This window comes from Paraburkholderia sp. MM6662-R1, assembly GCF_050436245.1.
Lineage (GTDB): Bacteria > Pseudomonadota > Gammaproteobacteria > Burkholderiales > Burkholderiaceae > Paraburkholderia > Paraburkholderia tuberum.
Map to the genome: position 1 here is coordinate 2,300,548 of NZ_JBNDLV010000004.1, position 25,201 is coordinate 2,325,748.

The window sequence follows — 25,201 nt, forward strand, 5'->3', positions numbered from 1 at the left end:
GATGGGTGCGGAGTAGGTGAATCAGGGTTGTGATTGTATCGATGTATTTTAAAGGTGATCGAAAGATTGCTTTGGAATACGGCGCAACACGAATACTCAACCTGTAGCGAGTGCGTCTATCCCCTGCGGGGATGGGACCCACGTAAGCGCTAAAGCGCTAGCGTGGGTCGACACAGAGACACACCCGTTATAGGGTCAAGCGAACAAGTGCATGTGGTGGATGCCTTGGCGATCACAGGCGATGAAGGACGCGGTAGCCTGCGAAAAGCTCCGGGGAGCTGGCAAACGAGCATTGATCCGGAGATGTCCGAATGGGGAAACCCACTCCTAATGGAGTATCCGTAGCTGAATCCATAGGCTGCGTGAGGCGAACGCGGTGAACTGAAACATCTAAGTAACCGCAGGAAAAGAAATCAACCGAGATTCCCAGAGTAGTGGCGAGCGAAATGGGATCAGCCGGTACACGTTATCTGTATTGTTAGTCGAACGCTCTGGAAAGTGCGGCCATAGCAGGTGATAGCCCTGTAGACGAAAACAGCATGGAAGAACTGGGTGTACGAGAAGTAGGGCGGGACACGTGAAATCCTGTCTGAAGATGGGGGGACCATCCTCCAAGGCTAAATACTCGTGATCGACCGATAGTGAACCAGTACCGTGAGGGAAAGGCGAAAAGAACCCCGGGAGGGGAGTGAAACAGATCCTGAAACCGCATGCATACAAACAGTCGGAGCCTCTGCGAAGGGGTGACGGCGTACCTTTTGTATAATGGGTCAGCGACTTACATTCAGTGGCGAGCTTAACCGATTAGGGCAGGCGTAGCGAAAGCGAGTCCGAACAGGGCGTCCAGTCGCTGGGTGTAGACCCGAAACCAGGTGATCTATCCATGGCCAGGTTGAAGGCACGGTAACACGTGCTGGAGGACCGAACCCACTAACGTTGAAAAGTTAGGGGATGAGCTGTGGATAGGGGTGAAAGGCTAAACAAACCTGGAAATAGCTGGTTCTCTCCGAAAACTATTTAGGTAGTGCCTCGTGTATCACCTTCGGGGGTAGAGCACTGTCATGGTTGTGGGGTCCATTGCGGATTACTACGCCATAGCAAACTCCGAATACCGAAGAGTGCAATCACGGGAGACAGACATCGGGTGCTAACGTCCGGTGTCAAGAGGGAAACAACCCAGACCGCCAGCTAAGGTCCCCAAATATGGCTAAGTGGGAAACGAAGTGGGAAGGCTAAAACAGTCAGGAGGTTGGCTTAGAAGCAGCCACCCTTTAAAGAAAGCGTAATAGCTCACTGATCGAGTCGTCCTGCGCGGAAGATGTAACGGGGCTAAGCCATATACCGAAGCTGCGGATGCACAGTAATGTGCATGGTAGGAGAGCGTTCCGTAAGCCTGCGAAGGTGCACTGGAAAGTGTGCTGGAGGTATCGGAAGTGCGAATGCTGACATGAGTAGCGATAAAGGGGGTGAAAGGCCCCCTCGCCGTAAGCCCAAGGTTTCCTACGCAACGTTCATCGGCGTAGGGTGAGTCGGCCCCTAAGGCGAGGCAGAAATGCGTAGCTGATGGGAAGCAGATTAATATTTCTGCACCATTGTGAAATGCGATGGGGGGACGGATCGCGGAAGGTTGTCCGGGTGTTGGAAGTCCCGGTCCTTGCATTGGAGAAGGCGCTTTGGCAAATCCGGGCGCAGAATTCAAGGGTGCGAGGCGAGCCACTTCGGTGGCGAAGCAACTGGAAGGGGTTCCAGGAAAAGCCTCTAAGCTTCAGTTTCACAGTGACCGTACCGCAAACCGACACAGGTGGGCGAGATGAGTATTCTAAGGCGCTTGAGAGAACTCGGGAGAAGGAACTCGGCAAATTGGTACCGTAACTTCGGGATAAGGTACGCCCTCATAGCCTGACTGGCCTGCGCCAGAAGGGTGAAAGGGTTGCAATAAACTGGTGGCTGCGACTGTTTAATAAAAACACAGCACTCTGCAAACACGAAAGTGGACGTATAGGGTGTGACGCCTGCCCGGTGCCGGAAGATTAAATGATGGGGTGCAAGCTCCTGATTGAAGTCCCGGTAAACGGCGGCCGTAACTATAACGGTCCTAAGGTAGCGAAATTCCTTGTCGGGTAAGTTCCGACCTGCACGAATGGCGTAACGATGGCCACACTGTCTCCTCCCGAGACTCAGCGAAGTTGAAGTGTTTGTGATGATGCAATCTCCCCGCGGCTAGACGGAAAGACCCCATGAACCTTTACTGCAGCTTTGCATTGGACTTTGAACCGGTCTGTGTAGGATAGGTGGGAGGCTATGAAGTTGGGACGCCAGTCTCAATGGAGCCGTCCTTGAAATACCACCCTGATCTGTTTGAGGTTCTAACCTTGGCCCGTGATCCGGGTCGGGGACAGTGCATGGTAGGCAGTTTGACTGGGGCGGTCTCCTCCCAAAGTGTAACGGAGGAGTACGAAGGTACGCTAGGTACGGTCGGAAATCGTGCTGATAGTGCAATGGCATAAGCGTGCTTGACTGTGAGACTGACAAGTCGAACAGGTGCGAAAGCAGGTCATAGTGATCCGGTGGTTCTGTATGGAAGGGCCATCGCTCAACGGATAAAAGGTACTCTGGGGATAACAGGCTGATACCGCCCAAGAGTTCATATCGACGGCGGTGTTTGGCACCTCGATGTCGGCTCATCTCATCCTGGGGCTGTAGCCGGTCCCAAGGGTATGGCTGTTCGCCATTTAAAGAGGTACGTGAGCTGGGTTTAAAACGTCGTGAGACAGTTTGGTCCCTATCTGCCGTGGGCGCTGGATATTTGAAGGGGGCTGCTCCTAGTACGAGAGGACCGGAGTGGACGAACCTCTGGTGTACCGGTTGTCACGCCAGTGGCATCGCCGGGTAGCTATGTTCGGAAGAGATAACCGCTGAAAGCATCTAAGCGGGAAACTCGCCTTAAGATGAGATATCCCCGGGGCTTCGAGCCCCTTGAAGGGTCGTTCAAGACCAGGACGTTGATAGGTCAGGTGTGCACGTACAGTAATGTACTGAGCTAACTGATACTAATTGCCCGTAAGGCTTGATCCTATAACAGGTGTGTCTCGACCCGCGTGAGTGCTTCAGCACTTACGCGGGTCCGATCCCCGAAGGGGATTTGTGTGACCTCCCGCGGGAGCTCACAGAAACGCACGGTTGGGATTCAGTGTTGTGCCAGAAACAACACAACCCCCCACACTCGAATCCTTTACGCTTCTTCCCGATTGGCTGTGGCGCAACCGGTTGACTCCAACCCTGCGACGCAGCAACCCGTCATGCCTGATGACCATAGCGAGTCGGCCCCACCCCTTCCCATCCCGAACAGGACCGTGAAACGACTCCACGCCGATGATAGTGCGGATTGCCCGTGTGAAAGTAGGTAATCGTCAGGCTCCCCCCCAGTCAGAAACCCCACCCGCCGCGGTGGGGTTTTTGCGTTTACGCGGCCAAAATCAACAGCAACATGCTCGACCGAGCACGAACAACAAGCGTGGTCGGACGCCGTTGCCAGCCACTGCCAAAAGTAGCCTGTTGATCGACGCTTTTTTGCGCATACTGAAGTTGACCCAGAAAAACGGACATCTATCCTTTGGAGAAGGAGGTGCCGATTATCGGCAAGCATCGTACCCCGTACCCGGCGGAATTTCGGGCGCAAATGGTCGAGCTGGTGAAGGCCGGGCGCAGGCGGGAGGAACTGGAAAAGGAGTTCGAGCCGACTGCACAGACCATCTACAACTGGGTGGCGCAGGCTGATCGCAACACAGATGTTCCGGTGCGACGATGGCACGCCGTTGCGCGTAACGTTCGCACTCGACTGCTGCGATCGGAGAGGCGATTGGCTGGGCGGCGGGGACCGGCGGGCATAGCGGTGATGTAGTGCGCAACGCGATGCTGGCCGCCGTCGCGCAGCAATTCGGCACCGGGCAGGTCGCGCCGTCCATCGAATGGTTGACGGACAACGGCTCGACTTATGTCGACCACCGCACTCGCAGCTTCGCTCGCGAATTGGCCCTGGAGCCATTGACAACGCCGGCACGTTCTCCGCAGAGCAATGGCATGGTCGAATCGTTCGTGAAGATCATGAAGCGACAATTACGTCGCCTGTATGGACGAGCCTGGCGCGCCAGCGGCGCTCTCGAGTCTGGCTGTTGCATTTGAACACTACAATGAGCGCCATCCGCACAAAACCCTGGAATACCGCTCGCCGCATGAGTTCAGGCGTGCTGCCGCGACTTCATTGACCTAACGGTGTCCGCGTGTCCTGAGTTGCAGGGGCAACTCCAACCAGCTGCACTGGGTCATCTCCGCCCCCCGGTTGCCCGACCTCAGCAAGCAATGCTTCGTCGCGCGCAATCACCGTCGGCAGATGCGAGCGCAAGAATTCGACCCACGTGCGCGTCTTTGCATCGATGAATTTGCGCGACGGATAGAGCGCATAAACAGTCGTCTTCTGCAGCGTATATTCCGGCAACACGCGCACCAGCGTGCCATCGCGCAACCCGGAAATGGCCGCGTAGAGCGGCACCATGCCGATGCCCATGCCTTCGCGGATCGCCACGATCAATGATTCGGCGATGTTCACATGCACGGGGCCGTCGACTTCCATCAACTCACTGCCGTTCGGGCCGTCGAGCGTCCATTCATGTGGCGGGAACGCCGGCGTATGCAGGATCAGACATTCGTGATGCGCAAGGTCAGCCGGTTCTTGCGGCGCGCCGTGCGCCCGCACGTAGGCCGGCGATGCGCACAGGATGCTGAACGTCGTCCCCAGCGGAAACGATACGAGGTCAGAATTCGGCAGCGTCGATGCGCCGATCACGGCCACGTCGGCGCTGCCCTCGAACAGATCGGGCATGCGCTGCGATAGCGTCAACTCGACGGTCACATCAGGATAAAGCTCGCGGTAACGCGAAATGGCTGGCAGGACGTAGTGCTGGCCGATGCTCGCAAAGCTATGCATGCGCAGTGCGCCGGTTGGTCGCTCGTGTGCGCAACTGGCTTCTTCTTCCGCAACATCGACATCCGCGAGGATCTGCTGCGATCGTTTCAGATAGCGCTCGCCGGCGGTGGTCAGCGCAAGCCGACGCGTCGAGCGATTCAGCAGGCGCGTGCGCAGATGTGCTTCAAGCTCCGAGACCGCGCGAGACATCGCGCCGGTCGTTGAATTGAGCGATTGCGCGGCCGCGGTGAAGCTGCCGGCTTCAACCACGCGCACAAACACTCGCATATTTTGTAGCGTGTCCATCAAACCTTCTGTTTCATGATCAAGATCATATTTTCCGTCAGTCTCAGAACACTATTGTTGTCCGTTCTGGAACAGATGTTCTGCACCCATCGGCTTAATGTACACATCGCGGACTCCTACAATCGGCGCCTCGCCTGCCGGTGTCGGCCATTCTGTCCGGAGGCTCTCTCAGCGACCACGTAGGGTGCACTGTTTTCAGATGAAACCCGATCATGCGATCGAACCGTCGGCGGATTTCTTCGGTCCGCGCGGCGTCATGCGGCGACGCCTCAGCCGAGCCAAACTCAATCGCGCCGTGCGGGACTGGGCCAGCAGCGACGGTCTGACCTGGCTGCATCTGCTGAAGACGGTCACCGCCGGTCTGCTGGCGTTGGGCATCGCGATGCTGCTCGATCTGCCGCAGCCGCGCATTGCGATGACCACTGTCTTTGTGTTGATGCAACCGTTCAGCGGCATGGTGCTCGCGAAGAGCTTCTACCGGATTCTCGGAACGGCAGTAGGGACCGTGGCCGCGCTCGTGCTCGGCGGGCTGTTCGTTCAGCAGCCCGAACTGTACATGCTCGGCATGATCGTGTGGGTGAGCGCCTGTATTGCTGCGGCGGTCAGGTATCGGCATTTCAGATGGTACGGTTTTGTGCTCGCGGGTTACACCGCCGCGCTGATCGGCATTCCAAACGTGACGACGCCTCAGGGACTGTTCCTCGCCGCACTCACGCGTGCCGCCGAAGTGGCGGTCGGCATCGTGTGTTCGAGCGCGGTCAGCGCGTTGCTGCTGCCCCAGCGCTCGATCCTTGCGCTGCGACGTAACCTTCAGATCAGGTACGCGAATTTTACTGCGTATGCTGTCGACGTGCTCGCACGCGGGCTGGAGCGCAATCAGTTCGAACGGCGTTTCGCGGATTTCGTCGACGAAATCGCTGGCCTCGAAGCAACCCGCACGTTCGTCGCATTCGAAGATCCGGCGATGCGCTCGCGCAGTGCGCATCTGGCGCGTCTGAATAGCGAATTCATGGATGCGTGCGCGCGTCTGCATGCGCTGAATCAGTTGCTCAAACGGTTGCGCGCCAGCCGCGCTGTGTCGATACTCGCGGCCATCGGTCCGTACCTCGACGAACTGGGAGCCTTGTTCGAAGCACAAGCTGAAGCCGGCGTCGAAGCATCGCACGCAGCAGCCGATCTGCGCCCCTTTCGAGCGAGCTTGCCACGCCGGGTACGCGAAACCAGGCGGCCATTCGAAGCCGCGTCCGCGGAATCGCTTGCGGACTTCAACACGGCAGCCGAATTGCTGTATCGATTCGTGGGCGAATGGATAAACTATTCGCAAACCTATGCATGCTTGTGGCGCAAAACAGCAAGCCGGCAGCACAGCCTACGATGCAGCTCAAGCCCAACTAATAGCCACCGCACAAGCAGACCTATAAGCCGCACAAACCGCTTCGCCGTATTGTTCACATTCGTGCGCTCGGCTGTCGTCATCGGAATCGCCGGTGCGTTCTGGATCGCGACCAACTGGCCGAGCGGCGGTCTCGCCGTAATTGGCGCAACACTGGTCTGCGCGTTGACGTCCACCGCGCCAAGCGCCACCAGAATGGCCATCCAGATGGCAATCGGCGCGGTGCTCGCGACGCTGGCCGGCTATGTGTTCATGTGCTACGTGTATCCGAACATCGATGGTTTCCCGCTGCTTTGCGCAGTACTCGCGCCGGTGCTCGCGCTCGGCGCATTCATCGCGACGCGTCGCGGCGCGGCTGGGCTTGGCATCGGCTTTTCGGTGTTCTTCTGTCTGCTGGCCGGGCCGGACAACGTCGTCAGCTACGTGCCCGATCTGCTGATCAACAACGGCATCGCGCTCACCGCGTCGATGCTGCTCGCAGCGGTTGTTTTCGCGGTGGTCTTTCCCGCCGATATGCGCTGGCTCATCGACCGGATCATGGGCGACCTGCGAGCGCAATCGGTGTCGGCATGCAAGGACGCGCTGCCGGGTCTGAACCAACGTTTCCAGTCGGGCACGCATGATCTGACTTCGCAACTGCGCGTGCTGTTGACGCACCGTTCACGACGACGGCGCGACGCACTTCGCTGGATGCTCGCGACGATCGAAGTAGGTCACGCCGTCATCGATCTGCGCAACGAAGCCGCACGCGCCGATTATGCCGACCCCCTTCAGCCGCGTTGGCGCAGCGTGATCGAACACGCGTGCGACGATCTTGCCCGGCTCTTCGAACGCCCAGGTCCACGTTCGCTCGAACGCGCACTCGTCGCCGTGCGCTCGGCCACCTGGCTCGCGCAAGACATGCTGCAGGCAGTGCACGCCGAGCGCGCCCGGCATCACGATCTGCAACGTATCTCGAGCTGTCTGCACTTCATTCGCAGCGCGTTGCTCGACAAGGACGCGCCCTTCAATCGTCGCTGAGCAATGCTGCGTGGATCTTTCTGCCAGATGGAAAGATCCCTTCCGGGCGGCCCCGTTTATTCGCGTAGGTGGCGGTCATATAGTTTCGTCACTGCCTCGCAGTATTCGTCGCAGTAGTCGTAAGTCCTGGAGAACGAGATGAAAGTGTTGAAGATGGTCCTGATTGCCTGTTCTTTGTCCACCGCTGCCGCCGCCTATGCACAGACGGCGCCGGCCGCGCCGGAGCAGCAGGTTGCGCAAGCGGATGGCCAGCGCACCGATAAGGTTGCCCCGCGCAAGCATGTGGAAGCGCCGAAAGCGAAAGCTGATGAATGTGTCGGCCCGATGAGCTTCTGCAACATCTACTTCGGCAGCTAAGTCCGGCTGCCTCACGCGCAACACCTGTCGCGGATCCTATCGCGCGACCCAACACCTGCTCGCGACGCCGTCCGATCGAGACGCCGCGGCGGGTGCGGCAACCGCCTATTGAGCGAAGCACACCGCAGACGTGCGCACCAGTAGACGGAGCTGGCGACTATGGAGAGACTCCCTTTCATGTACGAAGACCGAATTCGCTGCGCCGCGCTGCGCGGAAAAATCACCACGGCCGCCGACGCGGCGCTTCTGATTCACGACGGCATGCGGGTGGGTGCAAGCGGCTTCACGCGCGCGGGCGACGCGAAGGCCGTGCCGGTCGCGCTCGCCGAGCGTGCGCGCCGGCTGGGCGAGCCGCTGCGCATCACGTTGATGACGGGCGCCTCGCTCGGTCATGACGTTGACCGCATGCTGACCGAAGCGCATGTGCTCGCGCGCCGTCTGCCGTTTCAGGTAGACAAGACGCTGCGCGACGCCATCAATCGCGGCGAAGTGATGTTCGTCGATCAGCATCTGTCCGAGACCGTCGAGATGCTGCGCGCGAACCAGCTCGGCAAGCTCGATGTCGCGATCATCGAAGCCGCCGCGATCACGGAGAGCGGCGGTATCGTGCCGACGACGTCGGTCGGCAATTCGGCGAGCTTCGCGATTCTCGCGGACAAGGTCATCGTCGAGATCAATCTTGCGCAGCCGCTCGGGCTCGAAGGCTTGCACGACATCTGGATTCCGGGGCGCCGGCCGCATCGCGAGCCGCTGCCGATCGTGCGCGCGCAGGATCGCGTCGGCACACCCGCTATCGAGATTGCGCCCGAGAAAATCGCGGCGATCGTGATGACGGACATGGCCGACAGCCCGTCCACGGTCTTGCCCGCGGATCGGGAAACCGCGTTGATCGCCGGTCATTTGATCGAATTTTTCCAGCACGAAGTCACGCGTGGCCGCATGCCGAAGCAGTTGCCGCCGCTGCAGGCGGGCATCGGTACGATCGCCAACGCGGTGCTGGCAGGATTCGTCGATTCGCCTTTCGAGGTGTTCGAAATTTATTCGGAAGTCCTGCAGGATTCGACGTTCGATCTGATGGACGCTGGTAAGGTCGCGTTCGCGTCCGGCGCGTCGATCACGTTGTCGGCCGCGTGGCAGGCGCAGGTATTTGGCGATATCGAGCGCTATCGCGACCGGCTCGTGCTGCGTCCGCAGGAAGTCAGCAACCATCCCGAGGTGATTCGGCGGCTCGGTCTGATCGCGCTCAATACCGCGCTCGAATTCGATATCTACGGCAACGTCAATTCGACGCATGTCGGCGGCACGCATATGATGAACGGCATCGGCGGCTCGGGCGACTTTGCGCGCAATGCGTCGTGCGCGGTGTTCGCGAGCAAGTCGACCGCGAAGGACGGCCGCATTTCGAGCATCGTGCCGATGGTGCCGCATTGCGATCACAACGAACACGACGTCGACGTCGTCGTCACCGAGCAGGGTCTCGCCGATCTGCGCGGCCTCGCGCCGCGCGAACGCGCGACGCTGATCATCGAGCATTGCGTACATCCGCGGTATCGCGAGCTGTTGCGCGACTACTACCACGATGCGTCGCTCTGGGGAGGGCAGACGCCGCATTGCCTCGATCAGGCGTTTGCATGGCATACGCGGCTGCGCGATACGGGGTCGATGCTGCCGGCCTGATTCTGCGGCGGCCACAACCGCGGCGATAAAAGGAGAAGCAACAGGTCATAAAAAAGCGCCAGCGATTCGAACCCGCTGGCGCTTGATGACGTCGGATGCCGTACTCAGGACCCTCGTCGCACGAGCCGGATAATAAACAGCAGAATGACCGCTCCGATCAACGCGGTGACGATCGAGCTGATCCAGCCGCCGCCAAGCGAGATATGCAGCACGCCGGCGAGCCACCCGCCGATGAACGCGCCGATGATCCCGACGATGATGTCGACGATCAGGCCGAAGCCGCCGCCCCTGACCAGCACACCCGCGAGCCAGCCCGCGATCGCGCCGATGATGATCCATGCGATGATGCCGTGTTCCATATTCGAGACTCCCTGGTTGAGTGTGAACAAATCACGGTGACAGAGCTTAGTCGAAGGTTATGGGACCGTCCACGTTCACGACGCGGAATTAACATTCTCTGAATCTGCTGCCAGCTAAGTGTAGACGATGCGCGCGAACAAAGGAGACTTACGCGCCGCGCTTCACTCGGGCGTCGGCTCCGCTTCCCGCGCGGTCCAACTGACGCTGGACACGCTCTTTTCCATGCTCAGGCGGCTCGCCATCTGTTCGAGCTTCGATTGATCCTTCGGATGCATCGTCAGCGTCGCCGTCACGCGAATGCGCGCCGGTTCGTCCTCGACATCCTCGCTCGTGAGGCTCTGGAACGACAGCGGCGCCGAGTACATGGAGTTGGAAATCGCGGCGCGAATGTTGATCTCGTCGGCTTCGCGGCAGACGATCGTCAGCACGTACTCGCGCACGAGGTCGGCGTTTGAAACCGGCGTCGAGTTGATCATCCGGCTCACTTCACGCAGCACGGTGTTGGCCAGCAGCACGACCGCGGTGCCCGCGAGCGCCGGTCCGTAATGTCCCGCGCCGCTCAACACGCCGACGGCCGCCGAGCACCACAGCGTCGCCGCGGTGTTGATCCCCTGGATCGAGCCTTTGTCGCGCATGATGACGCCGCCGCCAAGAAAGCCGACGCCGGACACCACATAGGCGGCAATCTGCGTGACGCCGCTGACGCCGTTGCCGGTCAGCACGCCGAGCGTGACGAACAGGCACGCGCCGCTCGCCACGAGCGTGATCGTGCGCAGGCCGGCAGTGCGCTGGCGCATCTGTCGTTCGAGGCCAATCGCGACGCCGCAAGCAAAAGCGGTCAGAAGCCGCAGGAAGAATTCGAGTGTCATCGTTCAGAAAGGTTGGCGTGCGTGCTGCCGCAGGGTGAAGCCTAGGCGTGGGAACGTCAAGTCGTCTACCTCGTGCGCGGTAAGCGCATGAGGGTGGAACGAAATACGCGCGCACACGCGTGCAGCGGCCGCAAGCGTGCGGCATCGGCATGGCATCGAGCCACGCTGTTTCACCGACAGTACGCGAATGACAATGAAATGAGAGCGACGTGCGCCATCGAGCCCCAGGGCAGGACGGCGACAGGGACACCTGACGCGGAAATCCTGCCGCTCAGGCGAGCGGGCAAATCGATACTCGGCTGGTACAGCTGCTACTGTCCAAGATCGTGATTCCGGTTAAAAGAATTGCGGGAATTTTAGAGGGCGGCGTAAAGTTCAGTCAAGCCGCGATCGGCGGAGAGTGCGCATGTGGGTTTGCTACAGCCGTATCGTAGACAGGCCGTGATTAATTGCTCCGGACTGCGAATGTTGAGTTCAATCCGGTTCGCCCGGCACGAGTCTCAAGCGCGTGATTTCCGAAGGCGCACCGAGTCGTTTCGGCGGACCCCAATAGCCCGTACCGCGACTCGTATAAACCCAGAGTCCGTTCAGGCGCGCGAGGCCTGCCGTGAACGGCTGTTGCAGGCGCACAAAGAAATTCCACGGAAAGAACTGACCGCCGTGCGTATGACCCGACAACTGCAGCGTAAAGCCGGCCGCCGCCGCCGCTTCGGCCGAACGCGGCTGATGCGCGAGCAGCACCCTGATCAGCACGTCGCCCGGCGCGCCGGCGAGCGCCGCGACCGGGTCGCTGCGATGCGCGGGGTCGTGATGACCCGCCGAGTAATCGGTGACGCCGGCGATGACGGCGCGCGCGCCGTCATGGTCGACGATCACGTGTTCGTTCAGCAGCACCCGCAAGCCGAGCCGGCGGAATTCGGCGATCCACGAGTTCGCTCCGGAGTAGTACTCGTGATTGCCGGTCACGAGAAACGCACCGTGCCGCGCGGCGAGCCGCGACAGCGGCTGCGTATGCCGGCTCAGCTGCGGCACGCTGCCGTCGACGACGTCGCCCGTCACCGCGATCAGATCCGGCTTGAGCCGGTTCACCGCGTCGACGATCGCATCGACATAGCGGCCCTTGATCGTCGGGCCGACGTGGATGTCACTGATCTGCACGATCGTGAAGCCGTCGAGCGCGGCGGGCAGATCGTCGATCGGCACGTCGATCGTGACGACGCGCGCGCGACGGCGCGCGTTGAACAGGCCGATCAGCGTCGACAGCAGCGCGAGCAGCGGCACCGCCGCCGCCGAGCCGGTGCGCCAATGCGCGATCGTGAGCGTGTTCGGCCAGATCGCGTCGATCGTCAGCAGCGACGCCAGCACGAGGTCGCGCGCGAACGTCAGTACCAGCAGCGACGAGAAGAAGCCCATCGCGAGCAGGCCCACCCACGCGAGCCGGTCGCCGAGCGGCTGGCGCTTGAAGCCGCGCGCCATCATGCCGACCGGGATCAGGAAGATCGACAGCACGAGCCACAGCGCGCACAGCCCGCGGCCGGCCGCGGTGATCGGCATGTCGGGAATCAGGCGCAAGCCGACGTAGATATGCAGCAGGATGCCAATCAGGATGATGCGGACAAGAAACGATGAACGTCGCATAAAGAGGATCAGGGTGGGAAGGAGGCCAAAGGGCCGGCATCAGCGACAGCGCGGCGGCGATCGGTTAACGAACGCGGCGAATCATTCTACCGACATGTTCGGTCCCTTGCCGTAGCCGCAAAATTCGTGCTCCCGCACCGCACGACACGCCGGCCCCGAAGCCGCCGGGACGCGCCACGAAAAGTGTTCGCCGGGGCAGGCGCATTCCGTGCTCAGCACATACTTACAGGGCCGCGCGCCACGCATTCAATGCCTATGCAAGCGAATTAAATGGGCTTTGAATTGTATTCATGCGTGGAGTATGCTTGAAACAAGCCAGCTTGTTGCCGGGGCAGCGTAGGGCGCTTCGGCCATGACTGGTTCTGTCGCCTGGAAAGATCGGGCGGGGGGGAGGCACATCATGAAGCTGCTCAAATCGGGCCACCTGTGGCATCACGCGCACGACGTGCATCATGTTCATCATGAGCATCATGTCGGGCACGAGGGCAGCCACGTGATGCTGCCGCTCGTCGGTATCTCGCTGATGGCGATTGCGCTTTACGTCGGCGTACGCAACATCGATTTCTCCGAACTCGGCAAAAGCGCGCTGTTCGACGTCGTGATGGTGTGCGTCGCGCTTGGCATCGCGGGCCTGTTCGGTGCGGTCGGCGCGTGGCTGCGCTCGAATGGCGACGAAGCCGAAGAGGGCTTCTGCTTCATCGGTGCGCTGATCGGCACGGTGGTCTTTTATATCGCGGTGCTGACCTGACGCGATCCGATCCAGCGCGTGGCGCGCACCCGCAGCGCCATCCATCATCAACGCCCCGTCACACTATGCGCGCCGCTTCGTCGAACGAAAAACGCGGGCTGCGTGCAAACAGCTTTGACGGATCGCCGTGGCCAAGATTGATCAGGAAGTTCGACTTCAGCGTCGTGCCCGCAAAAAACGCTTCGTCGACCTTGGCCTGATCGAAGCCCGACATCGGCCCAGTGTCCAGACCGAGCGCACGCGCCGCGAGAATCAGATACCCGCCTTGCAGCGTCGAATTGCGAAACGCCGTGTCCGCGATCAACCGCTCGTTGCCGACGAACCAGCTGCGCGCATCCGCATGGGGAAACAGTTTCGGCAGATACTTGTAGAAGGCCATGTCCATGGCGACGATCACCGTGACGGGCGCGGCCATCGTTTTCTCGAGATTGCCAGCCGACAACGCCGGGCGCAGTTTCTCCTTGCCCTTCGGCGTCCTGACGAACACGAAGCGGCCCGGACTCGAATTGGCCGAGGTCGGGCCGAGCAGTACGAGCTCCATCAGCTCGCGCAGCACGGCGTCGTCGATCGGCTTGTTCTGCCAGCCATTGTGCGTACGCGCGTCGCGAAAGAGCTGCGCGAGCGCCTGATCCGAAAGTGTCATGGAAGTAGTCCGTGCGAAAGAACAGAGGGAACGCGCAGAGCCGCGTCGAATGAAAGAGCAACGCGCGTGAATCAGCGGGTGAGCCGGTGTCGCCATAATAGTCAGGGTTTTGACTTGTCCGCTTGCATCCAGACATTCCGATGAGCACCGATTTATTCAACGACCTGCCGACGCCCGACGTCGACTGGTATCCCGACTGGCTCGCAGCGGCCGACGCCGAACGCCTGCTGGCCCGACTGATCGACGAAGTGCAATGGCGCCAGGACATGATGGGCACGCCCACCGGCCGTGTTGCACTGCCGCGTCTGACCGCCTGGCAGGGCGAGCCGGACGCGGTGTACGTGTACTCGGGCATCCGCAACGTGCCGCAAGCATGGACGCCCGCCGTCGCCGAACTGAAGGCGGCCGTCGAGGCGACCAGCGGCGCGCGTTTTAACAGCGTGCTGCTGAATCGTTACCGCAGTGGCGCCGACAGCATGGGCTGGCACGCGGACCGCGAGCCCGAACTCGGCAAGCAACCGGTGATCGCGTCGGTGAGCCTCGGCGTCGCGCGCAGGTTCGATCTGCAGCACAACCGCAGCGGCGTCGTGCAATCGTTCTCGCTGAAGGGCGGCAGCCTGCTCGTGATGAAAGGCGACACCCAGGCGCAGTGGCGTCATCGGGTGCCGAAGGAGCCGCGCGTGAGCGGCGAGCGCATCAATCTGACGTTTCGCTGGGTCACTCCGAGAATGACGCCGACCTGAGGCAGCGAGCGGCAATGCTCTGACCGGCGCGCCATACCAAAATTGATATCGAGGGCGCGAATCATATGATTGGACGGTTAACGCCTCGCACAGTACGCTACATCACGATCCATGGGCCGTGAGGGCCACGAGGGCCGGGCAGACCGCTGGGTCGTCTACACAACAACGATTGGAGACTGTCATGGCGAATACACGACGTGCCGCGTGTCGCGCTCTGGGCGCGCTCGCGCTTTGCGCGAGTCTCGGAGCGCTGACGCTGGCCACGCCTGGCGCGCATGCCGAGGACAAGAAAATTACGCTCGGTTTTGCGCAGGTCGGTGCGGAAAGCGCATGGCGCACCGCGAATACCGAATCGGTGAAGTCGGCGGCGACGGAGGCCGGCATCAACCTCAAATTCTCCGACGCGCAGCAGAAGCAGGAAAACCAGATCAAGGCGATCCGCTCGTATATCGCGCAGAAGGTCGACGTGATCGCGTTCTCGCCGGTCGTCGAATCGGGCTGGGAGCCGGTGCTGCTCGAAGCCAAGGCCGCGAAGATTCCGGTGATCCTGACCGACCGCAACATCGACGTGAAGGACACGTCGCTGTACGTGACGATGATCGGCTCGGACTTCCTCGAAGAAGGACGGCGCGGCGGCCACTGGCTCGCGGATCACTACAAGGACGATAAAGGTCCGGTCAACATCGCCGAGCTGCAAGGCACGGTCGGCTCCGCGCCGGCCAACGACCGCCACGCGGGTCTGATCGAAGTGATCAAGAGCGATCCGAAGTTCAAGATCATCGCGTCGCAAAGCGGCGACTTCACGCTCGCCGGCGGCAAGCAGGTGATGGAAGCGTTCATCAAGACCTACGGCAACAAGATCAACGTCGTCTATGCTCATAACGACGACATGGCGCTCGGCGCGATCCAGGCGATGGAAGAAGCCGGCATGCATCCGGGCAAGGACGTCGTGGTGGTTTCGTTCGACGCAACCAAGGGCGGCTTCCAGGCGATGGCCGCCGGCAAGATGAACGTCGACGTCGAGTGCAGCCCGCTGCTCGGACCGCAGCTGATGTCGGCGGTGAAAGACGTGGTGGCTGGCAAGCCGCTGCCGAAGCGCATCCTGACTCAGGAGACTGTCTTCCCGATGAGCGTGGCCGCGCAAACTCTGCCGTCGCGTAAGTACTGACGCGGCGCGCAACGTCGCCGCGGCAGCGCTCGCGCGAGCGCCGCGGCGTGTGCGTGTTCAGGCGCCGGGGCCAACGGGCTCACGGCGCGAAGGAGATGTGCAGTACGGACGCATCGAACAGGTTTCTCCAGTGGTGCCTGACCGCCCGGGCTGCTTTCTTCTGCAGCGGGCGGTCTCTTTTCAGGAGCATGCGCCCGCAGGAGCATGTCACTGGGGCCTGCCGAACCATGCATAGCCGATCGAGCGAGGTCCATGACCCATTCCGCTACCGAACCGAATCAGCCGGACCAGCCGGACCAGCCGCGGCGCGGCACGCCGCCGGGCGCGCCAAGCCAACAGAATGACATGAGCGCGCGCGAACCGATTCTGGCGACCTCCGGCGTCAGCAAGACATTTCCGGGCGTGAAGGCGTTGCAACACGTCGACTTCCGCCTGTTTCCCGGCGAGGTCCATACGCTGATGGGCCAGAACGGCGCCGGCAAATCCACCTTGATCAACGTGCTCACCGGTGTGCTCGCACCCGATGCCGGCACGATCCGCCTCGGCGGCGAGGTGGTCGCGTTCGCGTCGCCGCAGGAAGCCGAGGCGGCCGGCGTGCGCACGCTGTACCAGGAAGTGAACCTGTGCCCGAATCTGTCGGTGGCGGAGAACATCTTCGCGGGCCGGCAGCCGCGCCGCTTCGGCGCGATCGACTGGCCCGACATCAAGCGGCGCGCGCAGGAAGCGCTCGCGCGCCTCGACGTGTCGCTCGACGTCACGCGCTCGCTCGACGCCTATCCGATCGCCGTGCAGCAGATGGTCGCGATCGCGCGAGCGTTGTCCGTCGATGCGCGCGTGCTGATTCTCGACGAACCGACTTCGAGCCTCGACGACAGCGAAGTCGCGCAGCTATTCAAAATACTTCGACATCTTAAGCGATCGGGCATTGCGATCCTGTTCGTCACGCATTTCATCGAGCAGACTTATGCGATCTCCGATCGCATCACGGTGATGCGCAACGGCGAGCGCGAAGGCGAATATCTCGCGCGCGATCTGTCCGCGGATCAGCTGGTCGCGAAGATGGTCGGCCACGAGCGCATGAGCGCGCGTCTGCGCGAAGCGGCGCACGACGGACAGGCCGCCGACGATCAGGAGGTCGCGCAAGACCACACGGAAGCAACGGCCACGCAGCCGTTCATCGAGCTGCGCGGCGTCGGCCGTCGCGGCACCTTGCAGCCGATCGATCTCGAGATGCAGGCCGGCAAGATTCTCGGCCTCGCGGGTCTGCTCGGCTCGGGCCGCACCGAAACCGCGCGGCTTCTGTTCGGCGCGGATCGCGCGGACAGCGGCACGATCCTCGTCGAAGGGCGCGCCGTGCGGCTGCGCACGCCGCACGACGCGGTGCGCCACGGCATCGGCTATTGCGCGGAAGACCGCAAGAAGGAAGGCATCGTCGCCGAACTGTCGATCCGCGAAAACATCATGCTCGCGTTGCAGGCGCGGCGCGGCTGGTGGCGCAAGATCAGCCGGCAACGCGCGCGCGAGCTCGCCGATATGTGGATCGAGCGGCTCGGCATCAAGGCGTCCGACGCCGAGCAGCCGATCGCGCTGCTGTCCGGCGGCAACCAGCAGAAGGCGCTGCTCGCGCGCTGGCTCGCAACCGATCCCAAACTGCTGATCCTCGACGAGCCGACCCGCGGCATCGACGTCGCCGCGAAGTTCGAGATCATGGACCGGCTGCTCGCGCTGTGCGCGAACGGCCTGTCCATCCTGTTCATCTCGTCGGAGATCAGCGAGGTGCTGCGCGTGAGCCATCGCGTCGCGGTGCTGCGCGATCGCCGCAAGATCGCCGAGGTGGCCGGTAAGGCATCGAACGAGGACAACATCTACCGACTCATCGCAGGGAGCGGCGAATGAAGCTATCGAACTGGTTCGCGCGCGACGGGGTGGAGCGTCCGCTGCTGTGGCCATGCGTGACGCTCGTGTTGCTGGGCGGACTGAACCTGCTGGCCAATCCGCATTTTCTCGCGCTGCGCACGCTCGACGGCCACCTGTTCGGCGCGCCGATCGACATCCTGAATCGCGCGGCGCCGCTCGTGCTGGTCGCGATCGGCATGACGCTCGTGATTGCGACACGCGGCATCGATATTTCGGTCGGCGCGGTGGTCGCGATCGCGGGCGCCGCGGCCGCGACGATACTCGCGACCCAGGCCGTGCCGAGCGGTGCGCTGATCGCGCAGGCGCTGCTGGCCGCGCTCGTCGTCGGCATCTTGAGCGGCATGTGGAACGGGCTGCTCGTCGCGTTCGTCGGCATGCAGCCGATCATCGCGACGCTGATTCTGATGGTCGCGGGCCGTGGCATCGCGCAACTGCTGACCGCCGGGCAGATCATCCCGATCGGCGCGCCCGGCTATCTGTTCGTCGGTGGCGGCTACTGGCTCGGCGTGCCGTGCTCGGTATGGATCGCGACCGTAGCCGTGCTGGCGACCGCCGCCCTGGTGGAGGGCACGGCGCTCGGTCTGTTCATTCGCGCGATCGGCGTGAACCCGGTTGCGACGCGACTCGTCGGCTTGCGCTCGAAGGCGATCGTATTCGCGGTGTACGGCTTCTCGGGCTTGACCGCGGCGCTGGCCGGCATCCTGATCAGCTCGAACGTGCGTAGCGCGGACGGCAACAACGCGGGCTTGCTGCTCGAACTCGACGCGATTCTCGCCGTGACGCTCGGCGGCACGTCGCTGCTCGGCGGCCGCTTCAGTTTCGCGGGCACGGTGCTCGGCGCGCTGATCATCCAGACGCTCACGTACACCACGTATTCGATCGGCGTGCCGCCGGAAGCGACGCTCGTCGTGAAGGCGGCCGTCGTGCTCGCGGTCAGCGTGATCCAGTCGCCGGCGGCACGCGCGCTCGCGGTGTCGTTCGGCGCGTCGCTCGTCAAATCGCGCGGGGTGGCACGATGACGCGCGTTCTCGAAGCACTCGCCCGCGTGGTCGATCCGCGCACGCTGCCGATCGCGGTGACGGTCCTGCTGTTCTGCGCGCTGTTCGGCTTTGGTTCGGTGATGTACACCGGTTTCTTCGCGTGGCAGGTGTTGCTCGATCTGCTCGTCGACAACGCGTTCCTGCTGATCGTCGCGATCGGCATGACGTTCGTGATCGTGTCGGGCGGCATCGATCTGTCGGTGGGCTCGATCGTCGCGCTGACGACGATCGTCGAAGCAGTGCTGTCCGAGCACATGCATGTGTCGGTGTGGCTCATCATTCCGATCGTGCTGTTGATGGGCACGGTGTTCGGCGCGGTGCAGGGCGCGCTGATTCACTACTTCCGCCTGCAGGCGTTCATCGTGACGCTGGCGGGGATGTTCTTCGCGCGTGGCCTGTGCTTTCTGATCACGACGCAGTCGATCACGATCACCGATCCGACGTTCAAGGCGATCTCCGCGTTTCGTCTCAGTGTCGGCGTCGGTTCGGTATCGGCGAACGTGCTGATCGCGGCCGTGACGCTCGCGGCCGCGATCTATGTCGCCCATTTCACGCGCTTCGGCCGCAACGTGTATGCGGTCGGCGGCAATCCGCGCTCGGCGCTGCTGATGGGCCTGCCGGTCGCGCGCACGCGGGTCGGCGTGTATGCGCTGAGCGGCTTCTGTTCGGCGCTTGGCGGCGCGGTGTTCACGTTCTACGTGCTGTCGGGCTATGGGCTGCAAGGGCAGGGCATGGAACTCGATGCGATTGCGGCCACGGTGATCGGCGGCACACTGCTGACGGGCGGCGTCGGTTATGTGGTCGGCTCGCTGTTCGGCGTCGGCATTCTGGGCACGATTCAGACGCTGATTACGTTCGACGGCACGCTCAGTTCGTGGTGGACGCGGATCGTGATCGGCGCGCTGCTGTGCGCGTTCTGTTTGCTGCAGCGATTGATCGAGCGGCACGCGAAATCGGTGCGTCGGCCCGGCGGCACCAATGCGGTCACGACGACGGGGCATGGGCACGGGCGTGACGAGACGTCGACGACGGCGTCGTCGGATTCGCAGGTGTTGGGGCGGGCGCCGGGCTAGCGCGCGGTCTTCCAGTCGCTTCGAACCACGGCGGCGCGGCGCAAGCCGCGCCGCGTTCACGTTAGTCCGCGCGGCCGCTGCCGAGCGTCCAGCTCATGCCGTTCCCACCGGCATAGACCGCGAGCTCGGCGCATTCGCGGATTTGCGCGTCGCCAGCAGGTGCATGCAGCGCTTGAGCGCTGCAATCGTCAGCGCACTGAGCAGCAGACCCGCAATCACATCGGCGAGATAGTGACCGCCTTGCGTCGGCGTCGACAGGATCAGTGTGTTTCCCGTCGCTACGCGGGTGCGCAGCGTCGTTGCCGATGAGCACGTTTCCGTTTGCGTGACCTATTATCAGAAAGAGTTGTGAACAGTACGACTGCGGTTGCGATGCGATCCGCGAATCGTGCAACTGAATGCAGATGCCGTGGAGAAAGAGCGATGGTTCGCATGGAAATACTCGACGCGCTGCGGGCATACACCGATCCGTTCCGCGTCACGAGCGGCAAAGATTTCTTCCTGAAGGATTTCGATCCCGGCGAGACGGTGGGACTCAGAATGCATAAGGAAGAGGCGCAGCAACTACTCCAGCGAGGGTCGAAATGGCTCGCGATGGAGCAGGAGATCCTCTACGCGCAGGATTCCTGGTCCGTGCTTCTGGTGTTCCAGGCCATGGACGCCGCGGGGAAGGATGGGACGATCAAGCATGTGATGTCGCGCGTCAATCCGCAGGGGTGCGATGTCATCTCGTTCAAGCAGCCGTCGGATGAGGAGCTCTCCCACGACTTCCTTTGGCGCTATTCCGGGAAAGTGCCCGAGCGCGGGCACATCGGCATTTTCAACCGCTCGTACTATGAAGAGGTGCTGGTGGTGCGCGTGCATCAGCATCTGCTCCATGCGCAGAAGATCCCGCCGGCACGGGTCGGCAACAACATATGGGACGAGCGGCTCGCCGACATCGCGCGCTTCGAGGACTATCTGACGCGCCAGGGCGTGGTCATTCTCAAGTTCTATCTGAACCTGTCGTACGGGGAGCAGAAGAGGCGATTCATGGATCGCCTCGACGATCCCGACAAGCACTGGAAGTTTTCCGCAGCCGACGTTCGCGAGCGTCGCTACTGGAACGACTATATGTACGCCTATGAAGAGGCGATCCGCGCGACGGCCTCCGAAGCGGCTCCGTGGTTCGTCGTGCCCGCCGACAACAAACCTTTCACGCGCCTCATCGTCGCGGCCGCGATCGTCGAGGCCGTCGAGAAGCTCGACCTCGAATATCCGAAAGCCACGCAAGAGCAGATGAAGGATCTCGCCGCCGCGAGGGAGGAGCTCGACGCTGAAGCGGTGGACGCGACGAGACCCTATCAACCCGGGGACGATCCAGACCATTGAGAGCGGCCCCCTGACCCGAAATCACTGGAACCGGGAGACACGAGGATGAGCTCAGTTGAGAGTGCGACGCCGTGGCATGCGATGCCGGCCGGTGACATCGAACGGCAGTTCAACGTCGATCCCGCGCAGGGCCTCGATGCAACGGAAGCGACCGGGCGGCTGGCCACCTATGGGCCGAACCGCCTCCCGCAGGGCAAGAAGAGGGGGCCGGTCGTACGCTTCCTGATGCAGCTCCACAACGTTCTGATCTACGTGCTGCTCGCGGCCGGTTTCGTCAAGTTCATGCTGGGCCTGTGGCTCGATGGCTCGGTCATTCTGGCCGTCGTCATCCTCAACTCGCTGCTCGGCTTCCTGCAGGAAGGACGCGCCGAGAAGGCGCTCGACTCGATTCGCAACATGCTGTCCGCGGAAGCGCGCGTGATGCGTGGCGGAGCGGTTCGCTTGATCCCCGCCGAGGAACTCGTTCCTGGCGACATCGTGCTACTGGAATCGGGCGACAAAATCCCGGCGGACATGCGTCTCGTCGACGCCAGGAACCTGCGCACGGAAGAAGCGGCTCTTACGGGGGAATCCCTCCCGGCCGAGAAGGGCACCGCGCCGGTACCCGCCAAAGCCACGGTCGGCGACCGCGAGAACATGGCGTTCTGCGGCACGATGGTCTTGTCGGGGCGGGCAACCGGCGTCGTGGTGACGACCGGGAGCCAGACGGAACTCGGCCGGATCAACCAGATGCTCGCCGAGGTTAGCGCGCTCGAGACGCCGCTGTTGCGCCAGATCAAGAAGTTCGGCTACGTCATCACGGCAGTGATCGCCGTTGTCAGCGTGCTGCTCTTCTCCTGGGGGCACTGGCTCGGACACATGACCTTCGTCGAGCTGTTCCAAGCCATCGTGGGGATTGCGGTATCGGTCATCCCGGAAGGCCTGCCGGCGCTCATCACCATCACGCTCGCCATCGGCGTGCAGCGCATGGCCCAGCGCAACGCCATTATTCGCCGCCTGCCGGCGGTCGAAACACTGGGCGCCGTCTCGCGCATCTGCTCGGATAAAACGGGCACGCTGACCCTGATGGAGATGATGGTGACCTCCGTCGTAACGGCCGAAGCGGCCTATGCCGTTACGGGCGACGGCTACGCCAGCCAAGGAGAGGTCAGTGCCGATGGCAAGCCGCTCGGCGCCGCGCCGGACGTGCTCAAGCTGATGGGCCGCGTGTCGCTGTTGTGCAACGACGCCGAGCTCTTCGAGGAAGACGGCAAATGGAAAGTGGAGGGTGACCCGACCGAGGGCGCGCTCTATCCGTTCGCTTCCAAGCTGGGCATGGACCGTGCCGCCGAGACGGCCGCCGCGCCGAGGATCGACGCGATCCCCTTCGAGTCCGAGCACAAGTTCATGGCGACGCTGAACCGTTCGACGGACGGCGAGATGCTGCTGGTCAAGGGCGCGCCGGAGGTGATCCTCGAGCACTGCGACCGGCAGCAGACGGCGCAAGGCCCGGCGCCCCTCGATCGCGAGTACTTCGCGAGGGAGGGCGACCGGCTCGCTGCGCAAGGTGAGCGCGTGCTCGGGCTCGCGTGGCTGTCGGACCCGGGCCTGCGTACGGGCGGCCTCGGGCCGCAGGACCTGCCGCGTACCCTCGTACTGCTCGGCCTCGTGGGCCTGATGGACCCGCCGCGCAAAGAGGCGATCGACGCCGTGCGCGAATGCCACGGCGGCGGCATTCGCGTGACGATGATTACGGGCGACCACAAGATCACGGCGGCGGCAATCGCAAGAATGCTGGGCATCGGCGACGGCAAGACCGCCGTGTCGGGCACCGAGATCGAGGCGATGAACGATGCGGCGCTGCAGGAATGCGTGCGCGGCGTCGACGTGTTCGCGCGCGCGAGTCCCGAGCACAAGCTGCGGCTCGTCAAGGCGATCCAGGCGAATCGGCAGATCGTCGCGATGACGGGCGACGGCGTCAACGATGCGCCGGCGCTCAAGAAAGCCGACATCGGTGTCGCGATGGGGATCAAGGGCACCGAGGTGACGAAGGAGGCGGCGGGCATGATCCTCGCCGACGACAATTTCGCGTCAATCTCCGCGGCGGTGAAGGAAGGGCGCACGGTCTACAACAACATCGAGAAGGCGATGCTGTTCATGCTGCCGACCAATGTCGCGCAAGGCGCGGTGATCGCGGTGGCGATCCTGTTCTCCTTCACGCTGCCGATCACGGCGCCGCAGATCCTGTGGGTCAACATGGTTACTTCCGTCGCGCTCGGCCTGACCATTTCGTTCGAGCCGCACGAGGCAGACGTGATGCGCCGCTCGCCACGCGCAATCGACCGGCCGATCGTCACGCGCTTCGGCATCTGGCGCATCCTGTTCGTCGGCGCGGCGCTCGTGATCTATACGCTGTCCACCTTCTTCTGGATGAAGTCGCAAGGGGCGTCGGATCAGATGGCGCGCACGGCCGCCGTCAACGCCATTACGCTGGGCCAGGTGTTCTATCTGCTCAACATCCGGTATCTGCTCGATTCGTCGCTGTCCGTGCGCGCCCATACAGGCAATCGCTATCTCTGGTACGGAATAGCCGGCGTCGTGGTCTTGCAGCTTCTGTTCACCTATACGTTCCCGTTCCATGCCGTTTTCCACACCGAGGCTCTGCCCTTGTCAGCGTGGGGGTGGCTCGTCGGTGGTGGCGTGCTGTTTTTCCTCGTGGTGGAGATCGAGAAGCTCGTTTTCCGGCTCACCCCTGCATTGAGAGGATTTGTGACGTCGCAACAGGAGGGCGCGGCCTTGCCCAATGATCCCGCGAGGTAGGCCGCCTTGGCGGCCGCCTGCTACATCTCATGCACGCGGCGGAGGATGAAAAACAGATTAGCCGAGACTGCATTCACGATCGGTATCCGCTCGAAAGGCCGGTTCAGCTTCATGCCGATATTGGCCAGGGCGTTGAGCGCTCCGCCGCCCTTTATGCCTTTTGCGAAGGTGGGAAAGACCTGGTGATAGCCGCATTCTTCCAGTACGAATCCCGACCGGAGAAACAGGCGCTTCGCGTCGCTGAGACTGTACAGCCGATTATGGCCCGTGTACTTCTTCATGACTCTGCACGCGTTTTCGGTCACCGATAAGCGGTTAGGTAAAAATGTGATTATCAGCAAACCGTCGTTTTTCAGCACGCGCCATAGCTCATCGAGGCTCTTTTGCTCGCGGGCCACGTGCTCGAGTACACCGCTTCCGATCACCACATCGAATTGATTGTCTTCGTAGGGCAGCAGAAATTCATGATCGAGCGATGCGAAAGATAACCCGGCGTACTCATGGAATTCCGCGAATTGCCCATCCTTGCAGATGTCGCAGCCATATATATCGATGTCATGGTAGAGCGTGCGAAGCATGCACGAATCTGGCGCGTGCCGGCATCCCCAGTCGAGCACTTTCATGCCACGCTTGATATACGGTGCGTAAATTTCGAACGCGCGCACGTGGCGATCGAGACTCGCGTTGTTGGCAATGACCGATTGCACATAGTCCCGGTATTCACCATCGCTACGATGTGCAATGTAGTCCTCGCAAAGCTTGGCATAAGTCGCCTTGACCTGCTGCAATTCATTGCTCGGGATCGTTTCAGTGTCGATGGGTTTATGCATATCTCCCTCATGGCGGTGCGAACGATACGACGAATTTCAGGCTCTACCGGGCCAGTATGCTGGGAATCCTTGGTCCATGTTGAGGTCTGCGCAATCCGTTTCCGCAGTACCGGCTTTCGCTGCCCGAGTGACATCGGGGTTGAGAGGTTCGCGGGATGTTGACTACTCCGATTTTGAGCGCTGATGGACTGCGCTTGGCGAGACCTGCGGCAGCAACTACCTCGATAAAGCCGCGATAGTGAACGGGTTCAAGTTTTGAAGGATAGCAGTTGAATTTGTCAAAACT

17 protein-coding genes, 2 rRNA genes and 2 pseudogenes are annotated in these 25,201 nt (G+C 62.0%); 15 read left to right on the top strand and 6 right to left on the bottom strand.

Going from position 1 to position 25,201, the window contains the following annotated elements; all coding sequences use genetic code 11:
- Nucleotides 1-193 precede the first annotated feature (193 nt).
- The 4 genes and pseudogenes from OKW39_RS40480 to OKW39_RS40495 form a co-directional block, all read left to right on the top strand.
- Nucleotides 194-3,075: ribosomal RNA gene (locus tag OKW39_RS40480) — 23S ribosomal RNA — on the top strand.
- Nucleotides 3,076-3,302: 227 nt separating this feature from the next.
- A 5S ribosomal RNA gene (gene rrf, locus OKW39_RS40485) occupies nt 3,303-3,416 on the top strand.
- Nucleotides 3,417-3,679: 263 nt separating this feature from the next.
- Nucleotides 3,680-3,760, top strand: a pseudogene (locus tag OKW39_RS40490) (hypothetical protein); the annotation flags it as partial.
- A gap of 31 nt (nt 3,761-3,791) precedes the next feature.
- A pseudogene (locus OKW39_RS40495) lies at nt 3,792-4,270 on the top strand (integrase core domain-containing protein); the annotation flags it as partial.
- Here the strand turns inward: OKW39_RS40495 and OKW39_RS40500 are convergent.
- The gene (locus OKW39_RS40500) at nt 4,259-5,269 is read right to left on the bottom strand and encodes a LysR family transcriptional regulator (protein WP_429565209.1); all 1,011 of its coding nucleotides are present in this window, start codon (nt 5,267-5,269) and stop codon (nt 4,259-4,261) included. The pseudogene OKW39_RS40495 and the gene OKW39_RS40500 overlap by 12 nt on opposite strands.
- A gap of 199 nt (nt 5,270-5,468) precedes the next feature.
- Between OKW39_RS40500 and OKW39_RS40505 the strand changes: the two genes are divergently transcribed.
- The 3 genes from OKW39_RS40505 to OKW39_RS40515 all read left to right on the top strand — a co-directional run bounded on the left by OKW39_RS40505 (nt 5,469) and on the right by OKW39_RS40515 (nt 9,716).
- Entirely contained in the window at nt 5,469-7,682 is a 2,214-nt protein-coding gene (locus OKW39_RS40505; protein WP_429565210.1) for an FUSC family protein, read from the top strand.
- A 138-nt stretch (nt 7,683-7,820) separates the two neighbouring features.
- On the top strand, nt 7,821-8,039 hold the full coding sequence (locus OKW39_RS40510) for a hypothetical protein (protein ID WP_090806192.1): 219 nt from the start codon (nt 7,821-7,823) through the stop codon (nt 8,037-8,039).
- A gap of 177 nt (nt 8,040-8,216) precedes the next feature.
- Nucleotides 8,217-9,716: an acetyl-CoA hydrolase/transferase family protein gene (locus tag OKW39_RS40515; RefSeq protein WP_429565211.1), complete on the top strand. Its 1,500-nt coding sequence runs from the start codon at nt 8,217-8,219 to the stop codon at nt 9,714-9,716.
- A 104-nt stretch (nt 9,717-9,820) separates the two neighbouring features.
- Here OKW39_RS40515 and OKW39_RS40520 read toward each other — a convergent pair whose 3' ends face one another.
- The 3 genes from OKW39_RS40520 to OKW39_RS40530 all read right to left on the bottom strand — a co-directional run bounded on the left by OKW39_RS40520 (nt 9,821) and on the right by OKW39_RS40530 (nt 12,583).
- Nucleotides 9,821-10,075, bottom strand: coding sequence for a GlsB/YeaQ/YmgE family stress response membrane protein (locus tag OKW39_RS40520; protein WP_090806189.1), 255 nt, complete (start codon nt 10,073-10,075; stop codon nt 9,821-9,823).
- Nucleotides 10,076-10,237: 162 nt separating this feature from the next.
- Nucleotides 10,238-10,945, bottom strand: coding sequence for an MgtC/SapB family protein (locus OKW39_RS40525; protein WP_429565212.1), 708 nt, complete (start codon nt 10,943-10,945; stop codon nt 10,238-10,240).
- Nucleotides 10,946-11,419: 474 nt separating this feature from the next.
- On the bottom strand, nt 11,420-12,583 hold the full coding sequence (locus OKW39_RS40530) for a metallophosphoesterase (protein ID WP_090806186.1): 1,164 nt from the start codon (nt 12,581-12,583) through the stop codon (nt 11,420-11,422).
- Nucleotides 12,584-12,983: 400 nt separating this feature from the next.
- Between OKW39_RS40530 and OKW39_RS40535 the strand changes: the two genes are divergently transcribed.
- Nucleotides 12,984-13,331: a hypothetical protein gene (locus OKW39_RS40535; RefSeq protein WP_090806184.1), complete on the top strand. Its 348-nt coding sequence runs from the start codon at nt 12,984-12,986 to the stop codon at nt 13,329-13,331.
- A 58-nt stretch (nt 13,332-13,389) separates the two neighbouring features.
- Here the strand turns inward: OKW39_RS40535 and OKW39_RS40540 are convergent, their stop codons facing one another.
- A complete protein-coding gene (locus OKW39_RS40540) occupies nt 13,390-13,974 on the bottom strand; it encodes a malonic semialdehyde reductase (RefSeq protein WP_429565213.1) in 585 nt (194 codons plus the stop codon).
- Nucleotides 13,975-14,114: 140 nt separating this feature from the next.
- Between OKW39_RS40540 and OKW39_RS40545 the strand changes: the two genes are divergently transcribed.
- From OKW39_RS40545 to OKW39_RS40575, 7 genes are all read left to right on the top strand, one after another.
- Nucleotides 14,115-14,717 (top strand): alpha-ketoglutarate-dependent dioxygenase AlkB family protein, encoded by a 603-nt coding sequence (locus tag OKW39_RS40545; protein ID WP_429565214.1) that lies wholly within the window; start codon nt 14,115-14,117, stop codon nt 14,715-14,717.
- Nucleotides 14,718-14,898: 181 nt separating this feature from the next.
- A complete protein-coding gene (locus tag OKW39_RS40550; protein WP_090806177.1) occupies nt 14,899-15,885 on the top strand; it encodes an ABC transporter substrate-binding protein in 987 nt (328 codons plus the stop codon).
- Nucleotides 15,886-16,137: 252 nt separating this feature from the next.
- Nucleotides 16,138-17,781 (top strand): sugar ABC transporter ATP-binding protein, encoded by a 1,644-nt coding sequence (locus OKW39_RS40555; protein ID WP_429565215.1) that lies wholly within the window; start codon nt 16,138-16,140, stop codon nt 17,779-17,781.
- Nucleotides 17,778-18,821, top strand: a complete 1,044-nt coding sequence (locus OKW39_RS40560) for an ABC transporter permease (RefSeq protein ID WP_090806172.1) — start codon at nt 17,778-17,780, stop codon at nt 18,819-18,821. The genes OKW39_RS40555 and OKW39_RS40560 overlap by 4 nt, the downstream gene beginning before the upstream one ends.
- Nucleotides 18,818-19,915 (top strand): galactofuranose ABC transporter, permease protein YjfF, encoded by a 1,098-nt coding sequence (gene yjfF / locus OKW39_RS40565; RefSeq protein ID WP_018420772.1) that lies wholly within the window; start codon nt 18,818-18,820, stop codon nt 19,913-19,915. Before OKW39_RS40560 ends, yjfF begins: the two co-directional genes overlap by 4 nt.
- Nucleotides 19,916-20,338: 423 nt before the next feature.
- Nucleotides 20,339-21,286: a polyphosphate kinase 2 family protein gene (locus OKW39_RS40570; RefSeq protein WP_429565216.1), complete on the top strand. Its 948-nt coding sequence runs from the start codon at nt 20,339-20,341 to the stop codon at nt 21,284-21,286.
- Nucleotides 21,287-21,331: 45 nt separating this feature from the next.
- Nucleotides 21,332-24,085, top strand: a complete 2,754-nt coding sequence (locus OKW39_RS40575; RefSeq protein ID WP_429565217.1) for an HAD-IC family P-type ATPase — start codon at nt 21,332-21,334, stop codon at nt 24,083-24,085.
- 20 nt (nt 24,086-24,105) lie between these two features.
- Here OKW39_RS40575 and OKW39_RS40580 read toward each other — a convergent pair whose 3' ends face one another.
- Nucleotides 24,106-24,915 (bottom strand): class I SAM-dependent methyltransferase, encoded by an 810-nt coding sequence (locus OKW39_RS40580; protein WP_090806167.1) that lies wholly within the window; start codon nt 24,913-24,915, stop codon nt 24,106-24,108.
- Nucleotides 24,916-25,201 lie beyond the last annotated feature (286 nt).

Excerpts from the sequence above, each read along its gene's own strand:
- OKW39_RS40500 (WP_429565209.1), bottom strand. The coding sequence starts at position 5,269 with ATGGACACGCTACAAAATATGCGAGTGTTTGTGCGCGTGGTTGAAGCC.
- OKW39_RS40505 (WP_429565210.1), top strand. The coding sequence starts at position 5,469 with ATGAAACCCGATCATGCGATCGAACCGTCGGCGGATTTCTTCGGTCCG.
- OKW39_RS40510 (WP_090806192.1), top strand. The coding sequence starts at position 7,821 with ATGAAAGTGTTGAAGATGGTCCTGATTGCCTGTTCTTTGTCCACCGCT.
- OKW39_RS40515 (WP_429565211.1), top strand. The coding sequence starts at position 8,217 with ATGTACGAAGACCGAATTCGCTGCGCCGCGCTGCGCGGAAAAATCACC.
- OKW39_RS40520 (WP_090806189.1), bottom strand. The coding sequence starts at position 10,075 with ATGGAACACGGCATCATCGCATGGATCATCATCGGCGCGATCGCGGGC.
- OKW39_RS40525 (WP_429565212.1), bottom strand. The coding sequence starts at position 10,945 with ATGACACTCGAATTCTTCCTGCGGCTTCTGACCGCTTTTGCTTGCGGC.
- OKW39_RS40530 (WP_090806186.1), bottom strand. The coding sequence starts at position 12,583 with ATGCGACGTTCATCGTTTCTTGTCCGCATCATCCTGATTGGCATCCTG.
- OKW39_RS40535 (WP_090806184.1), top strand. The coding sequence starts at position 12,984 with ATGAAGCTGCTCAAATCGGGCCACCTGTGGCATCACGCGCACGACGTG.
- OKW39_RS40540 (WP_429565213.1), bottom strand. The coding sequence starts at position 13,974 with ATGACACTTTCGGATCAGGCGCTCGCGCAGCTCTTTCGCGACGCGCGT.
- OKW39_RS40545 (WP_429565214.1), top strand. The coding sequence starts at position 14,115 with ATGAGCACCGATTTATTCAACGACCTGCCGACGCCCGACGTCGACTGG.
- OKW39_RS40550 (WP_090806177.1), top strand. The coding sequence starts at position 14,899 with ATGGCGAATACACGACGTGCCGCGTGTCGCGCTCTGGGCGCGCTCGCG.
- OKW39_RS40555 (WP_429565215.1), top strand. The coding sequence starts at position 16,138 with ATGACCCATTCCGCTACCGAACCGAATCAGCCGGACCAGCCGGACCAG.
- OKW39_RS40560 (WP_090806172.1), top strand. The coding sequence starts at position 17,778 with ATGAAGCTATCGAACTGGTTCGCGCGCGACGGGGTGGAGCGTCCGCTG.
- yjfF (WP_018420772.1), top strand. The coding sequence starts at position 18,818 with ATGACGCGCGTTCTCGAAGCACTCGCCCGCGTGGTCGATCCGCGCACG.
- OKW39_RS40570 (WP_429565216.1), top strand. The coding sequence starts at position 20,339 with ATGGTTCGCATGGAAATACTCGACGCGCTGCGGGCATACACCGATCCG.
- OKW39_RS40575 (WP_429565217.1), top strand. The coding sequence starts at position 21,332 with ATGAGCTCAGTTGAGAGTGCGACGCCGTGGCATGCGATGCCGGCCGGT.
- OKW39_RS40580 (WP_090806167.1), bottom strand. The coding sequence starts at position 24,915 with ATGCATAAACCCATCGACACTGAAACGATCCCGAGCAATGAATTGCAG.